The sequence below is a fragment of the Haloarcula rubripromontorii genome, from assembly GCF_001280425.1.
GTDB classification, from domain to species: domain Archaea; phylum Halobacteriota; class Halobacteria; order Halobacteriales; family Haloarculaceae; genus Haloarcula; species Haloarcula rubripromontorii.
Genome location: NZ_LIUF01000010.1, coordinates 26,246 through 41,558, shown reverse-complemented (window position 1 = coordinate 41,558; position 15,313 = coordinate 26,246). Strand labels below are relative to the sequence as shown.

The 15,313-nt window shown below is 56.4% G+C and carries 12 protein-coding genes and 2 pseudogenes; all 14 read left to right on the top strand.

Translation table 11 applies throughout. The features are described 5' to 3' along the window. Positions 1 to 453 precede the first annotated feature (453 nt). Entirely contained in the window at positions 454 to 1,776 is a 1,323-nt protein-coding gene (locus tag AMS69_RS18450) for a twin-arginine translocation signal domain-containing protein (RefSeq protein WP_053969500.1), read from the top strand. A 101-nt stretch (positions 1,777 to 1,877) separates the two neighbouring features. Further along, positions 1,878 to 3,602: a right-handed parallel beta-helix repeat-containing protein gene (locus AMS69_RS18445; RefSeq protein ID WP_238378582.1), complete on the top strand. Its 1,725-nt coding sequence runs from the start codon at positions 1,878 to 1,880 to the stop codon at positions 3,600 to 3,602. After that, positions 3,514 to 4,098, top strand: a pseudogene (locus AMS69_RS21230) (polysaccharide deacetylase family protein); the annotation flags it as partial. The gene AMS69_RS18445 and the pseudogene AMS69_RS21230, both read left to right, overlap by 89 nt. A 276-nt stretch (positions 4,099 to 4,374) precedes the next feature. Then, positions 4,375 to 4,587, top strand: coding sequence for a hypothetical protein (locus AMS69_RS20970; RefSeq protein ID WP_238378581.1), 213 nt, complete (start codon positions 4,375 to 4,377; stop codon positions 4,585 to 4,587). A gap of 162 nt (positions 4,588 to 4,749) precedes the next feature. Then, entirely contained in the window at positions 4,750 to 5,742 is a 993-nt protein-coding gene (locus AMS69_RS18435) for a glycosyltransferase family 2 protein (RefSeq protein WP_053969498.1), read from the top strand. Between the two features lie 55 nt (positions 5,743 to 5,797). Next, positions 5,798 to 6,721 carry a glycosyltransferase gene (locus AMS69_RS18430; RefSeq protein WP_053969497.1) on the top strand — a complete coding sequence of 308 codons (924 nt, stop codon included), beginning with the start codon at positions 5,798 to 5,800 and terminating at the stop codon, positions 6,719 to 6,721. Then, complete coding sequence (locus AMS69_RS18425; protein ID WP_053969496.1) at positions 6,718 to 7,797, top strand: GNAT family N-acetyltransferase; 1,080 nt, start codon at positions 6,718 to 6,720, stop codon at positions 7,795 to 7,797. Before AMS69_RS18430 ends, AMS69_RS18425 begins: the two co-directional genes overlap by 4 nt. A gap of 26 nt (positions 7,798 to 7,823) precedes the next feature. Next, on the top strand, positions 7,824 to 8,849 hold the full coding sequence (locus AMS69_RS18420; protein ID WP_053969495.1) for a GNAT family N-acetyltransferase: 1,026 nt from the start codon (positions 7,824 to 7,826) through the stop codon (positions 8,847 to 8,849). 245 nt (positions 8,850 to 9,094) lie between these two features. Further along, positions 9,095 to 9,679, top strand: a complete 585-nt coding sequence (locus AMS69_RS18415) for an acyltransferase (RefSeq protein WP_053969494.1) — start codon at positions 9,095 to 9,097, stop codon at positions 9,677 to 9,679. Then, the gene (locus AMS69_RS18410) at positions 9,676 to 10,749 is read left to right on the top strand and encodes a DegT/DnrJ/EryC1/StrS family aminotransferase (RefSeq protein ID WP_053969493.1); all 1,074 of its coding nucleotides are present in this window, start codon (positions 9,676 to 9,678) and stop codon (positions 10,747 to 10,749) included. The genes AMS69_RS18415 and AMS69_RS18410 overlap by 4 nt, the downstream gene beginning before the upstream one ends. Continuing rightward, entirely contained in the window at positions 10,742 to 11,734 is a 993-nt protein-coding gene (locus AMS69_RS18405; protein WP_053969492.1) for a Gfo/Idh/MocA family protein, read from the top strand. Before AMS69_RS18410 ends, AMS69_RS18405 begins: the two co-directional genes overlap by 8 nt. Next, positions 11,718 to 13,097 (top strand): nucleotide sugar dehydrogenase, encoded by a 1,380-nt coding sequence (locus AMS69_RS18400; protein WP_053969491.1) that lies wholly within the window; start codon positions 11,718 to 11,720, stop codon positions 13,095 to 13,097. Before AMS69_RS18405 ends, AMS69_RS18400 begins: the two co-directional genes overlap by 17 nt. A 927-nt stretch (positions 13,098 to 14,024) precedes the next feature. Beyond that, positions 14,025 to 14,848: pseudogene (locus tag AMS69_RS18395) on the top strand (N-6 DNA methylase). Between the two features lie 63 nt (positions 14,849 to 14,911). Further along, positions 14,912 to 15,175 carry a DUF7389 domain-containing protein gene (locus AMS69_RS18390; RefSeq protein WP_053969490.1) on the top strand — a complete coding sequence of 88 codons (264 nt, stop codon included), beginning with the start codon at positions 14,912 to 14,914 and terminating at the stop codon, positions 15,173 to 15,175. Positions 15,176 to 15,313 lie beyond the last annotated feature (138 nt).

Sequence of the window (15,313 nt, the reverse complement as noted above, 5' to 3'; positions counted from 1 at the left end):
GTGTGGCGATGATGAAAAACGCTATTGTCGAAACGAGGCGGGTATTGCCTGTTCGGATCGGATGGTAAACGACTGATGTGTTACCGGTATCGCCTGTATCGTGGTCTTTGTCGGCGCTACAGATGACATGAACAGTATGTACAGTTGCAAGCTTTGTCGAGATATAGTGTGGGACAGTCGCACTGAACGGTGATCTAACATCGCGGTGATGAATCAGTAGGAGAGAGCGACGCTGTGCCATCGGCTCAGGGTTACAGACCCACCGGTGCGGGTCCAGTGACTCGTGTGGTTGTTTCTGCTATCATTTGCACCGAAAGTCTACGGTTGCGGTCATAAGTAAAGGGGAGTTATGCGTACATAACCCGGAGGCCACACGAGAAGGCAGCGAGAACCACCCGACTCGTCGACGGTAAGGTGTGTATTATATAATATCTCAGACAGCTACAGGCGGCAATGGATAGGGGCCAGCGGACGCGACGGGGATTTCTTAAAGGAATCGCCGCTACGGCCTTGACAGTCGGTATTAGCTATCCCGGGAATGTCACGACCCAGTCGCGATTCGACACTGTGGTTAACGCCATTGCAGCGGGTGCAGACCCTAATGGGTCGGAACGGATCGACAACGTCCTGGAGGGGTACATCGATGATGATACACTCATCGAGTTCCCCGCGGGAAGGTACCGTCTGGGCTCCCTCGACGTCGGCCCTGTCCGTAACTTGGGTCTACGAGCGAAGCCCCAGGCGCGGGTCTTGTTTGAACCCGCGACACCAGCCAGCGATCAACGCTCATTCATTACATTCGAGGGTATCGAAGACCTCCTTTTAAACGGCCTGACATTTGACTTTTCGCGGCCGGGATTCGGAAACACTCTCAGGGTGATTGCTAACGGTGACTTTCTGGCTCAGGACCTCAGAATCTGTGGTCAATTGGCGGATCAGGACCGGACAACACCGCATGTCGGGTTCCGGTTTGACGTCCGCGACCCCGATTCGACAGGGGTTGTAAGAGATGTCTCTGCCCCAGACGGTGGACATCAAGGGGGGAACGGTGTTGGTATCTTCGTCGGTAAAAACCACGCCGGAACACTTCGATTCGAGAACTGCACTGTTGCTAACTTCCCCAATAACGGACTCTACGCCTCTGCGCCGGGCCGAAGCAGTCGGAACTATAGGGGTCGGGACGGTGTTGTACACGTCAGAGGTGGCCTGTATGCCAATAACAATATCGCTAACGTTCGGCTGGGATCGACCGGATCGACGGCTTACGGAGTCACGGTTCGCGTCGATTCGGTACCACCATACCCGTCACTGGAGAAGCTAAACGTCCGCGGCATCAGGCTACGTGCCCAGTCTGGACAGTTCATCAGCGACTGCGATATCACTATCACTAGTGACGCAGGCCCCGGATTCGGTGCTATCGTCTATCACCCCGACCACGACTCTTCGACCGTTCGCAACACGACCATCCACGTCGACAAAGACGAGTACAATGCGGTCAGAGCCGTCAGTGGGGACAGTGGCGGTACTGGGGGACCACTTACTCTCCAAAACGTTAGTGTGACCGGCGACGCAGCCGGCGGTGCTGCTGTTGTTATCGCTGATCGAGACAGAACAGTACTGCGGGACTGCGTAATCGAGCAGTCGGGAGCGGGGCGCGATGGAGTTAGGTTCACCAGTGCAAACGAGTGCCTAATAACCGACTCAACCATTCAGGTTCCCGGCGAGCCGTTGTCTCTTATCGACTCATCCGTGCGGAAGGTTCGGCTTACTGTATGAATCTGCTTTCACCAACTGAAACGTAAATGGCAGTTACTTGGCTCCGAAAGATGCGGTAGTCGTAATCACGCTTTATTCCATTATTAGTAATGTACTCCTGCATGGTCGAAAAGAATTACATACTACCCCACAATTATGATGGGGCCAGTTTCAGTGCAGACTCTGACAAAGAGGGACGGTCACTGCTGACGCGAAGACAGCTACTGGGAGGCATACTGGCTGCAGGTACAGTACCTATGATTCCGAAGGGATTTGCAATACCATCTTCCCGCACTGTCGAAATAATTTCAACGGATCAGCAAAGCGAGACTGGCTCCCTTGATGTGCGCTACGAGTTCACCACAACAGGCGAGATCGTCCCGGTAAATAACGGCGCGAACGCAGCAGAGGCCAATGATAGCGTAGCGAAAAACGATGACGGAACGTGGACTGCGATTGGGCGGACGGGCAACGGGTTCGGCGACGGCTACGAAATCAACGGTATCGTTACCGATTTCAATGCCAGTGGGAACTACGAAATCCGGCTGGACGGAGCGGTAGTTACAGTCTCGGAAATAGTTGCGCCTGCTGACCACGTCGTTGAGATACAGACCACCGAAGACCCCTCTGAACTCGATTACGAACTGACGACGACAGGTGAGCCGATTCCGTGTACTGGTGATTCGGAAAACGCCGCTGACGACAATGACAGCATCGTCCGTAACGATGATGACACTTGGACGATCGAAGGACATACTGGTAATGGCTACGGCGACCAGTACTACTTCTCGGGCGAGATTATTGACTTCGGGCCCGTTGAGCCGTTCGCTGCGGTATACGTTGATGGGAAGCAGATCGACCTCTCACCGTTTGAGCGGTCTCCAGATCCGGCTACAGAGATCGGCGGTGGCGGCAGGTATACCAACACCGTTCCTGAGTCAGATGCCAACTACGTAGTCGAGACACTCTTTGAGTTGCTTACTGCACTGGATGCTGCCAGTCACGGCGATATTGTCTACGTTGCTGGCAACGCTACCATTGATGCCTCACCAGTTACCGGAAGTGACCGGCTAACTGTGCCTGCCGGAGTAACACTCGCTTCTAACCGTGGTATCGACGGCGCGTCGGGTGGCCACATCTCCACTGGCGTCATCGATTATGAACACCTCATGGGCCTGAGCGAGGATGTCCGATTGACCGGACTCCGGATCAGTGGACCCGAAACCGGATATCGCGAGTACAGTACCCCAGTATCCAGCGGCGTCACCGTCGAAGGAACAGGCTGTGAAATCGACAACACCGAGCTATGGGGGTTCAACCACGCAGCACTCAAACTCCGAACGTCGACACATATCCATCACTGCCATATCCACGATAACCCCATGGGCGGACTGGGCTACGGTATCCAATGTTTAGACGGGGACAACACGCTTATAGAGTACAACAGATTCGACTTTAATCGCCATTCTGTTGCGAATGGGACCGGAGAGGCCGGCTACGAGGTCAGATACAATCACTTTGGCGGCACCGAAGCCCCCTCCTATCAGGTCGGAACACATCAGCCGGGTGGGACAACGCTGCTGATCCATCATAACACCTTCACCCCTCTCCGACACGTTGGTCGACATCCTGAGGAACCGGGAACGCACGTCAGCATCCGTGGTGTCCCCGAAGACCGTGGTGAGATCCACCACAACTGGTTCTACAACCCAAAGCAGCCATCAGCGGGTCGGGGTAACGAAGCAGTCATCCAGCCACATGTCGAATCGTTCACGAACCTCAGTTTCGGGAACAACCACTACGGACAGAATATTCCTAGCGGCGATGTGGGGTGTCCACGGCGCTAAAAAGTACTCTAAGGAGAACGTTACTAACACCCTATGTTCTGAAGACACCCAATCGATGGGGACTGTCGTCATTTCGCTGGACGCCGAACTCGCATGGGGGTTTGTCGATTTCCCGGTCTTACCTAGCCGACGACTCGCGCGCGCTCGGGAGATGTGGCTGGAATTGGTGGAGCTGTTTGAAAAGTATGATCTTCCTGCCACTTGGGCGGTCGTTGGCCACTTGTTCCTTGAAGACTGTGATGGTCGACATCCGAACCACCCACTTGATGCGACGTGGTTTGACATAGAACGGTCTTCGGGGCAAGAGGACCTGTGGTGCGCGCCAACTCTCATTGACACAGTTGCCGACGCGTCAGTTGACCACGAGATCGCTTGTCATTCCTTTTCACACGTTAATTTCCAGGCTAGCAGAGTATCGAAGTCTGTTGTGACGGCCGAATTGGGGCGGTGTCACAAGCTCGCCGACCGTTGCGGAATTGAGCTGTCCAGTTTCGTGTTCCCACGTAACCGTGTTGCGCATCGCGATGTCCTTGCGAAATCAGGTTTTCGTTGTTATCGTGGGCGGCAGCCACCGTGCTGGCACACTGATAATCGATTGACGCCACTGGTTCGGGCCGTCAGTGGCTCGCCGTTAGGAATTACGCCGCCCATTGTCCAGCCTCGTGTCGACGACCATGGGCTCGTTGAGATCCCGGCGTCGCTGTTACTGTTTTGCTTCGAAGGATGGGCTCGCCAGATAACTGAGACACTGTGGGCTGACCCCGTTGTCAAAATGGTCCAGCGAGGGGTCGATCAGGTCGACGGTGGTGATGGAATCCTCCACCTCTGGCTTCATCCAAACAATCTCATCAACGACGCGGGGATCGAGCGGATGGAGTCAGTATTGTCATATATCGATCAAAAGCGTGGGCCGGGTCTCGCGGTCCGCACCATGGATACAGTCGCACAGCGGACTGTCGGCTCGGCCCCGCAACAGACCTGGTAAGGGGATCCTTCTACGAATAATCAACTTATAATTAATTGACAGTCAGCCATCGCCACACTATCTGTGGGAGTTGGCAGATAGATATGATACTATACATATGTGCTAGGCGGTTGAGTGAGGCCTTGGTGGGGCCGGTCGACTGTCTCAGCCTGATGGGTGAGGATGTATAGAGGATACACTGTTGGTGTGGTTGTCCCAGCGTACAACGAAGCGGGACTCGTTGGGACTGTCATCGATACAATTCCCGAATACGTCGACCGTATTTACGCTATCGACGACTGCTCGACGGACAACACATGGACAGAAATTCAGGCACACGCAAGGCTGGACCGGGCAGATGCCCCGCCCAATCCGGAGCAATCCGTGAAAACAGATGGTGGATTTAAACAGCGAGTCTGCCCGATACGCCACGAAACTAATCGCGGCGTCGGTGGCGCGATCAAAACAGGGTACCGCCATGCATTGCGGGACCACATTGACGTTACTGCCGTTATGGGCGGTGATGGACAGATGGACCCGAGTATTCTCGATTCGTTCCTCGATCCCATCATCGACGGCGAGGTGGACTACACGAAGGGTAACCGCCTCCACAGACCGGCGTATCGTGAAGCGATGCCCCGTGCCCGGCTTGTCGGCAATGCGATCCTCACAGCGTTGACAAGGGTCGCATCGGGCTATTGGGGGATAACAGATCCCCAGAACGGGTATACAGCCATCTCACGCAAGGCGCTGTTGGCGATCGACCTTGACGGGATGTATGAGTACTACGGGTACTGCAACGATCTGCTTGTGGAACTCAGCGTCAGTGAGATGCGGGTTGCAGATGTTCCGATGCCAGCGAAGTACGATGAAGCCGAGTCGAGTATTCGCTACCGGGAGTACATTCCAAAGGTCTCGTGGCTGTTGGTGCGGAACTTCTGTTCACGACTAGATCGAGCATACGTCCGAGAGGGGGCCTACCCACTCGTACTGTGTTACGTCGCTGGTTTCAGTGCGATCTGTGTCGGACTGGTCGTCGGCGTACTGGGGCTAGCACAAGACACTGGACTTACAGCGGCGGCGCTCGCAAACCTGTTTGGCGTCCTCGTCTTTTCGCTCGGAGTGGTCCTCGACCACCGGAAGAGTCCTGGGACAGAGGTGGATGTGAGTGACTGAGTGTCTCTGGCAGGACCCAGCGGCCACTCCTGCCACAAAGAGGGTGTAAATTCCGATGGACGTTCTTCAGCTTGTGACAACCCGGCGGCCGTTTTTTGACAAGCAAGTCGAAGCGCTGGAGCGTCACGGCATCAACTGTACGGTTCTGGAGGTACCCGGTGGCGACGAAGCTGCTCGGTCGCCGATGGCGTATCTCCGGTTCTACACGGAATCGCTCAGTGCCTCCCCGTGGCAATACGACCTCGTCCACGCTAACTATGGATTGACTGCACCGATGGCACTGGCACAGCCGACCCGTCCGGTTGTCCTGTCGTTATGGGGGTCGGACATTTTCGACCAGTACGACTGGCTGAGTCGCCAGTGTGCCACGCTCGCTGACGAAGTCGTCGTAATGTCTACGGCAATGGCTGGCGCGCTTGGAAAAGCGTGTCATGTGATCCCTCATGCCGTCGACTTCGAGCAGTTCGAGCCAGTCCCGACCGAAATTGCCAAAGAAACGTTGGGCTGGGATGACGGTAGGCATCACGTGCTGTTTCCTTACGACCCCGACCGTGCCGAAAAGGACCATCCCCGAGCGGTCCGTGTCATAGATGCGGTCAACGAGCGTCTCGACACGCCGGTATCGCTTGAAGTCGTCCATGGGGTCGCCCACGACCGGGTCCCGACATACATGAACGCCGCAGATGCGCTCATACTGACCTCGACCCACGAGGGGTCACCGAACGCGGTCAAAGAGGCGCTGGCGTGTAATACACCAGTGGTCTCAGTAGATGTCGGTGACGTCGCGAGTCTGATCGATGGGGCCGCTCGGTCTGCCGTCTGCGCGGACGACGAAGAACTCACAACGGCACTTACAGCGACCCTCCAGTCGTCAGAGGCTGTCCACGGACGGGCTGCTGTCGAGCCGCTACGTCTGGATCGGATGGCAGAGCGTCTGACCGCAGTGTACCGATCAGCTATCGACCGGAGGTGTGCATGACTGCTCACGAGACGACGATCCACGATACAGTTACAGCCGTCAACGCGAACCAGTGGAATAATCTCGTCACACAGTCGGACCTCGGAACGGTGTTCCACCGGTACGAGTGGCTTAGGGCAGTCGAAGCAGGCCTGGATCGGCCAGCCTATCACGCAGTCGTGACGAAAGGATCGAACCCGGTTGCTGTGCTTCCGACTGTTCTGACACCGGTTGCAACCCCCGACCCAGCGGATCTACCGGGCCCCGATCGGGTCGTGGAAGCGACGGCTTCGCACCTGCCAACTGAGCGTCTAGTGTCGCTCTATCCCGGTACTGGCGGTCCAGTAATCGCCACAGACCACGAGGCGTGCCTCGATTCGATGCTGTCGGCACTCACAACAGCAGCGCCACGGCAGGCGCTTTCGCATAAAATAAGGCTCGGGAGCCAGGCACAGAACAGATACAGTAAGTACCTCATCGGTCAGGGGTATGAATCGACAGTCACCTCCTGTCGACTTGTGCTTGACCTTGCGCCCGGGTGGGATCATATCAGGTCCGGAATGGACCGGACACGACGGACGGAACTACGCAACGACGCAGTCACCGTCGAACGGACTGACTTCGATGGCCCGATGCTGGCCTCGATCCATGCCAACTACGTCCAGAACATGGAGCGAATCGGAGCGGATAGCTTTCCAATGGCATTCTTTGAGGCGCTTGCCGAACACATGGACGAACGAGTCGAGGTGTTTACTGCTCACCGCGAGGGTGATACCCTCGGCCGACATATCTGCATCGTAGATGAGGAGCAGTCAGCCCTCAGATACTACTTTTCGGCGATTCCGGAGACGTCAGCCTACGAATACGGGACATCGGAACAGCTCCATGGCGCGGCCATTCAGTGGGCCATTGACGCTGGCTTCGAGAGCTATGACTTCGGCGCGACGGGTGCAGACTTCAGAGACGGATTGTTTACGTATAAGTCACAGTACGGACCAGCGATCTGCCCGATCGTCCAGTGGGACAGAGGGCTTTCGGCGGTCGCCTGGCGTGCGTTCAAATTCGGACGCCGGCTCTATCGCGGACAGAACTACTGAGATGACAACTAAAACTAACTACGACAATGAGTATCGAGATTGAGTGCGTCGGGACAGACCGACATGAAGAGTGGGATAGCGCTCTTGAACATTCGCCACACGCTACTGTCTTTCACCGGTGTGCGGCTCTAGAGCAACTGGCAGCCGACTCAGGGACGGAACTCCACCGACTGATGGGGTTCAAGGGACAGGAGCCGATCGGTGTCCTTCCGATCTTCGAGCTTCACAAGGGGCCGTTCAGTGCTGTTTTTTCCCCGCCACCGAACCTCTGGATTCCCCGACTTGGTCCGGCGTTCATTGTTCGAGGGGACCCCAAGCAACGCAAGCGTGAGCGACGTCGGCAGGGATTTATCGATGCGGCATTCGAGTATATCGAAGACACGATTGATCCGAAGTACCTCCGAGTGCGGACGCCAACCGAACTCGATGACGTCCGGCAATTTAAGTGGAATGACTGTACAGTTCGGCCGGAGTATACATATGTCACCGACCTCTCTGGTGGAAAGGACGCCGTTCGAGACCGATTCACCAGCGAGGCGCGTCGGCGGCTCCGTAACGGGCAGGAGTCGGATTCCGAGTACACGATCTCTGAGGAAGGACTCGACGCGACTGAGACGGTGATGCACCACGTTGAAAGCCGGTACAACGAGCAGGGCGAGCCGTTCCCCGTTCCCACTGGGTTCCCCGGGCGGCTCTACGAAGCGCTTCAACCGGGGCAAATCCGCCCCTACGTCCTCCGTGTCGATGGCGATGTCGTCGGTGGGCATATTTATTACGACGACGGAGACACAATTTCGGGCTGGCTCGGGAACGTCAAGCCCCCCGATCATGTGGATCTCCCGGTCAATGAGTTGCTCATCTGGCGAGGGATTACTGATGCGATCGGGCGAGGGCGAACAGCCTATGAGCTGGTGGGTGCAGGTGACCCCCGTCTAAACAGGTATAAACTCCATTTCGGACCCGAGCTAACCGGGTTCTACTCTGTGGAGCGGAGCGGAACCGGTATCGATTCACTACTGCAACTGTATCGGCGGTTTGTGCAGTACTCCTGATTTTACAGAGGTTGTACATATAATTATTCGTTACAAATAATAACTTACTGATAGTATGGTAGTATTATGTAAAATATATACTTTATAATAATACCTGTGTAGTAAAAATAGTCGATTGGACATGCCTTCTAATCATAGGCCTTGTTGGTGGAATGGAGAGCAGTACTCGACCAGTAACACGCTGGTTACTTTCCTACTGAACAACGTATTTATGAACAACGGGGTGAGCGGAGGGATCGAATTCTATGCAAGCTGAGGTGGGTGAGAGCGCAGCTATTTCACCACAGGCGACAGTGGGCTACGAGTACAACGACGATGTCTCGCCGGCAGTCCTCGGAACAGCGGCAACAGTACGTGCCGGGACAGTCATCTACTGTGATGTCGCCATTGGAGCATCGTTTGTTACAGGACACAACGCACTGGTTCGGGAGCATACAACCATCAGTGACAATGTCGTACTCGGAACGAACGCCGTTATCGATGGGAAGACGACCATTGGCTCTCATGTTAGCCTTCAGACAGGGGTGTACGTCCCGTCGCAGACAACCATCGGGGACAACGTCTTCCTCGGCCCACATGCAGTCCTGACAAACGACAGATATCCAGTGCGTAGCGACGGTGGACTGGCGGGGCCGACTATTGAGGACGGAGTCACTGTCGGGGCGAACGTTACGGTGTTACCCGATGTGACTATCGGAGAGCACAGCTTTGTTGCTGCAGGGGCAGTCGTCACGACAGATGTTCCGCCGAATAGCTTGGCGGTGGGCGTCCCGGCCAGCCACGAACCACTGCCGCCTGAACTAGATACACGAAACAGGCTAGAGCAATGATCAACCTTGCCACGCCCGACATTGGGGATGCGGAGCGCGAGCGGGTGCAAGCAGTACTCGATAGCGGACAGCTGGCAGATGGCCCGCAGGTGCGAAAGTTCGAAACTGAGTTCGCCACGCACTGTGAGGTTTCCCACGCCGTTGCTACCGCCAACGGGACCACAGCTCTCCACGCCGCGCTCAAAGGACTCGGCATCGGAAGCGGCGACTGTGTCTTGACGACGCCGTTCTCGTTCATCGCGAGCGCGAACGCAGTTCGCCTCGCCGGTGCGGAGCCGATATTTGCCGACATCGATCCGACAACGTACACCTTAGACCCCAACAGCGTTGAACAGGCTATTGCGGCCCACGATGGAGCCGTCGACGCTATCATCGCTGTTCATCTCTACGGATTGCCTGCCGACATGACTAGATTGCGAAAGATCGCTGACGAGCATGACATCCCGCTGGTGGAGGACGCGGCACAGGCCCATGGAGCGGCCGTCGACGGCGAGCCGGTCGGTAGTCTCGGCGATGTGGCCTGTTTCTCTTTTTATCCAACAAAGAATATGACTACTGGCGAGGGTGGGATGGTTGTCACCGACGATCCTGTGGTCGCGGCTCGGACCGAGCGGTTCGTCAACCACGGTCGTGGCGACGAGGGCTACACCGATGTAGGGCATAATTTCCGGATGACGAGTATCGCCGCCGCTATCGGCTTGGCACAACTAGAATGCCTTCCAGAGTACGTTGCGACCCGGCGTGAGTACGCGGCGATACTGACTGACGCGCTCTCGGCAACTGACCTGACGACTCCTGTCGAACCGTCCGATCGCCGGCACGCCTACAATCAGTACACTGTTCGCTGTCAGGATCGGGATGGATTGATCGACCAGCTCACCGCACACGATATCGGACACGGTGTTTATTACCCGACCCCGATCAACGAACAAGAGGCGTACAGCGGTGTTACTGCCGACACACCCGAAGCGAAGCGCGCAGCTGCGGAAGTATGCTCACTTCCGGTACATCCGGCGCTGGATCAACGTGATATCGAACGAGTGGCGGAGGTGGTCCAGACGTATGGGTGAGACGCTCGATGTCGGTGTTGTTGGCGTCGGAGCAATGGGTCGACACCACGCCCGAGTCTACAACGAACTGTCCGGAGCGACGCTGATCGGCGTTGCCGACGCCAACGCGGATCGAGCAAAGCAGATCGCTGACGAAAATGGGGTCCGGGCCTGTGACAGCGCGGATCTGTGCAAGCAAGCTGATGCGGTCTCAATCGCCGTCCCAACGCGGTACCACGCCGAGGTTGCTCGCCAGTGTATTGACGCTGGGACTGGGATGTTGATCGAAAAGCCGTTGGTCATGAAGGCTGCGACAGGACGCGACCTCATCGAAGCTGCGGATGCCGAGGACGTGACCCTTCAGGTAGGCCATATAGAGCGGTTCAACCCTGTGACAGAGGTCTTGGAGGGGATCCTCGAAGATATCGATGTTATTTCTGTGTCGGCCAAACGGCTAGGGCCGTCAGTCGATCGCACCGTCGAGGACTCGGCAGTCACTGACCTCATGATACACGATATCGATCTGATCTGTCATCTCCTGCCGTCTTCGGTGTCAGATATTCAGGTCAGCGGCGCTGCACAGGGCCGATACGCGACAGCAACGTTAGAGTTTGCCTCTGGGGTCATTGGCTCGCTGACGGCGAGCAGGGTCACAGAAAAGAAGATCCGTCAGTTCAAAATCACCGCGGATTCCTGTTACGTGACCGCTGACTTCATTGATCAGTCGCTGGAAGTCCATCGCCAGTCAGTTCCGGAGTACGTTGCGACGGACAACGAGGTTCGGTACCGTCATGAGAGTATCGTCGAGAAACCGGCAGTACGCACCGGTGAGCCACTCAAGCGCGAACTCGAGTCCTTCCTTGATGCTGTACAGACAAACAGCCAGCCGCGTGTTACAGGTGAGGACGGAATCCGAGCCGTTGAGTTAGCACAGACGATTGACCGAAAAGCGTTCGACGCGGGATCTTCGGAAGGGGAGTTCACCACCAATGCACAGACAGACTGAGTCAGTAGGTGGCGTTTACGGGAACGACGCCACTGCCGAGCAGGTTCAAGCCGCGTTTGAAAACGGAACCCTCCCGGTGGCAGTGTATGGACTCGGCAAGATGGGGCTCCCGCTAGCTGCTGTATTTGCCGATGTCTGTGGCGCTGTCATCGGTGTCGACATCGATCCGGAAGTCGTTGAAACTGTCAATGCTGGCAACTGCCACGTCCGGCGCGAACCGGGACTGTCCGATTTAGTGGCAGACTGTGTCGCCGCCGGGGACCTTCGTGCGACGTCTGACCCGGCCGCTGCGGCGGCTGCAGCGACCGTTCACGTAGTCATCGTGCCGACACCGCTCACTGACACGTCTGAGCCCGATCTCTCGATGCTTGACGCTGCTATCGATGGGGTTGCGGAGGGCGTCGCGCCCGGCGATCTCGTCATCGTAGAGTGTACCGTTCCACCACGGACGACTGCTGACCGCGTCTGGCCCGGCATCGCTACGGCAGCCGGCTTAGAGACTGATGCGTTCGGTGTCGCATTCTGTCCCGAGCGGACCGCGAGTGGACGCGCTATTCAGGACATCCGCGGCGCGTACCCGAAGGTCGTTGGTGGTGTCGACGATGAGAGCACCCGACTGGCAGAGTGCATCTACGCCAGTATCAACGACAGCGGTGTTATCGCTGTCGCCGACGCTACCACTGCCGAATGTGTCAAGCTGTTTGAAGGGTTGTACCGTGATGTCAACATCGCGCTGGCAAACGAGCTAGCGACTTTTACCGACGAGCTTGGTGTCGATGTTCGGGCAGCAATTGAGGCTGCCAACACGCAACCGTTCTGTGATATCCACGACCCTGGACCAGGGGTTGGTGGCCACTGCATCCCGGTCTATCCCCACTTTCTCATCGAACCGTTTGACACTGAGACGCCACTGCTCGAGACCGCACGCGAGGTCAATAATTCAATGCCAGCGTTTACCATCCGGAAACTCCGCGGGGAACTGGCCGCCGACGGCGTGGAACTGGCCGCGGCCAGCGTCCTTGTGCTTGGGCTGACCTATCGCCCCGGTGTGGAGGAAACGCAGACATCGCCTGCCCGTCCAATCGCAGAGAGGCTGTCAGCGGCCGGGGCCGACGTCGACGGGATCGACCCGCTTCTCGACGATACCGCCGAGTTCGACCTAGAGCAGCTACCACTTTCTCGGGCGTCAGAGCGGGACTACGATGCTATCGTCATGGTCACACCGCACGACGACTTCGAGGCGCTAGACTGGGACTCGATGGGCCGACCAGCGGGCTCAGTCGTCATCGACGGACGAGACTCATTAATGTTATCTGATACTAATCATCGCGTCTACACTGTCGGGCGCGGAAACGTGGACTGAGCGCAATTGATCTTCTTGACGTCCTGAAGAACGTGGAATCAGCCGATCGGATTTCGGCCAAGTGAGTCATTTGAGATTCCAACACACATTCAAGAGGAGCCGGCAGCATACCGGAGGAACTCGCGTTTCCTTCCATCTCTAGATCAATGGTCCGCTCAAGCAGGCCCCATCGGAATCCGTGTCATCACCGTGGGAGCCATGCTGATTCCCCACCGCTTATGGTTTGGGGACGGCATCTCACCGATTCTGTAGCACTTCTTAGTACGTTCACAGAAGCATCCTTTGGGTGGAAACCCAACTCGCTGCGTTCATGGCTTGCAACTGCTGTGCCCGCTCAACCCCTGCTGTTCACTCCTAGATTCCGACAGTCTGTCAGAACACTCGTTACTCCCAGAGAAGCGGGGTACCCATCTATGTCACTATCACGCAATTAATCCAGTGATTTGAGAATTATTTTGAGTGCTGATGACTTGCCAGAATTGGAGCCTGTCATACAATGGTTCTCAGCCGGAAGATTTCGAGCAGATTCGTGTGGATAGCTTTTGAAATGGAGTATTTCACTCACTCAGACGTGAGCTGAAGCTGTTCGAATCACGACGTAGAGGGTATGAGACGTATTCTATGACAGGCTGAGAATTGTGCAGTCTCGCAGCCCTATTTTGCACCTCAGAAGGAACTGCGTCCGTAGTTATAAAATCCTCAACGAGAGCAGAGATCTCCTGTTTATCAGAGGCCCAGTTGTCTCCTGCTTCTCCGCTGTCGGAGGTCTGGTCAAAACCTATGTTACCATCTCACATAGAGTTATGATCTAAGTACAGATAAATTCCATGCATTATGTGGACTGACCAGAGAACGCTACGGTCAGAGTGACCAGACTCCTGACTGTCGGGTGGCCGGATTTTGTGCCTCTCTGGTAGCTGAGAGAGAATGGCTTCGCCACAGATCGACGTCGACGAAATCATTGAAACGCTTGCACAGATTCGCCAGCGTGGGCACAGCGCCCACACGGTCTTCCGAGACCGGATTAACCTCATGCTCTATGCACTCCAACGGCGGGACGATCCGTACCTGGAGATCGTCGACGACTATCGAGAGCGTAGCGACATGGACCACCCCACGGGCAGCGGTCAGTCGACCTCTTCTCAAAAGCGTTCGGCCAGCTGCAAGAGCGGATGGCAGCCACGGATGCTGACGTTCTTGGAGCGGTCTACGAGGAGTCTGGGATGTCCAGCGATGCGTTCGGCCAACACTTCACGCCTCACTCTGTTTGCGAGATGATGGTCGAGATTGCTGGTGTCGTCGACGAGAACGATACCGACGACCGACAGACGGTGCTTGACCCAGCCTGCGGGAGCGGTCGAATGCTCTTGACTGCCGGTCGGAACCAGCCAGACGCGCTGTTTGTCGGGCAAGACAAGGACCCACTGTGTGCCCGCATGAGCGCGCTGAACTGCTGTTTCCTGAATCTGGATGCCTACATCGTGCAAGGTAACTCGCTGACTGTCGAGTTCCAACAGGCGTGGGAAACCTCCTACTCTCCGATGGGTGGAAGCGTTCGCGAGCTAGACGACGAGGAGGTCGAGAATCTTCACGGGTGGATGACCGACGCCTTCGAGAACACGGTCGAAGGAGGGAGCCAGTCCGGCTCAGAACAGCAGACAGAGACGGATTCGGGTGACCGGACGCCGCCGGTCACGACGTCTGTCCCGACTGAACAGGCCAGTCTGGGTGCGTTCGAGAGCAGCGATTGACGGCTGTTTTGTGTGCCCCAACCGGGCGAGGGGCGTTCCAGTGAGAGCGTCCTGAGAAGACCCATGTCAACAGAACAAGACTCAGATCCAGACGCGGCTCACGACACAGTGGAGAAGGTTGAACGAACGGACTTTGGGTGCAGTATGGAAGCACGGTTGGATCGAGGAACTGACACCCGAGATCAAGACAGAGTCACGATCAAGTCGAAGGGCGAAACTGCTGCGGAGACGATTGCAGAGTTCTACGAGCTCCTCGAAGAGCACGAGCAGGAGATCAGTGGTCGGCTTCGAGATATCCAGCCAGGAGAAGACGAAGCAGGCGAGTAGGACTCTCTATTATACTGCTAAGCGGTTTTAGGTGAGTGTGACCGCGACGGCAGAGCACACGGTTCTGTTAATTAGCGCGAGACAGTGGCTAAACGCTTATGTCCGAGGGTAGGCAATTTTTGCGTGAAGGGAATACTG

Bases quoted from the DNA above. Each gene is read 5' to 3' on its own strand.
- AMS69_RS20970 (WP_238378581.1), top strand. From the start codon at position 4,375: ATGGTCCAGCGAGGGGTCGATCAGGTCGACGGTGGTGATGGAATCCTC.
- AMS69_RS18390 (WP_053969490.1), top strand. From the start codon at position 14,912: ATGTCAACAGAACAAGACTCAGATCCAGACGCGGCTCACGACACAGTG.
- AMS69_RS18425 (WP_053969496.1), top strand. From the start codon at position 6,718: ATGACTGCTCACGAGACGACGATCCACGATACAGTTACAGCCGTCAAC.
- AMS69_RS18405 (WP_053969492.1), top strand. From the start codon at position 10,742: ATGGGTGAGACGCTCGATGTCGGTGTTGTTGGCGTCGGAGCAATGGGT.
- AMS69_RS18415 (WP_053969494.1), top strand. From the start codon at position 9,095: ATGCAAGCTGAGGTGGGTGAGAGCGCAGCTATTTCACCACAGGCGACA.
- AMS69_RS18410 (WP_053969493.1), top strand. From the start codon at position 9,676: ATGATCAACCTTGCCACGCCCGACATTGGGGATGCGGAGCGCGAGCGG.
- AMS69_RS18450 (WP_053969500.1), top strand. From the start codon at position 454: ATGGATAGGGGCCAGCGGACGCGACGGGGATTTCTTAAAGGAATCGCC.
- AMS69_RS18420 (WP_053969495.1), top strand. From the start codon at position 7,824: ATGAGTATCGAGATTGAGTGCGTCGGGACAGACCGACATGAAGAGTGG.
- AMS69_RS18435 (WP_053969498.1), top strand. From the start codon at position 4,750: ATGTATAGAGGATACACTGTTGGTGTGGTTGTCCCAGCGTACAACGAA.
- AMS69_RS18400 (WP_053969491.1), top strand. From the start codon at position 11,718: ATGCACAGACAGACTGAGTCAGTAGGTGGCGTTTACGGGAACGACGCC.
- AMS69_RS18445 (WP_238378582.1), top strand. From the start codon at position 1,878: ATGGTCGAAAAGAATTACATACTACCCCACAATTATGATGGGGCCAGT.
- AMS69_RS18430 (WP_053969497.1), top strand. From the start codon at position 5,798: ATGGACGTTCTTCAGCTTGTGACAACCCGGCGGCCGTTTTTTGACAAG.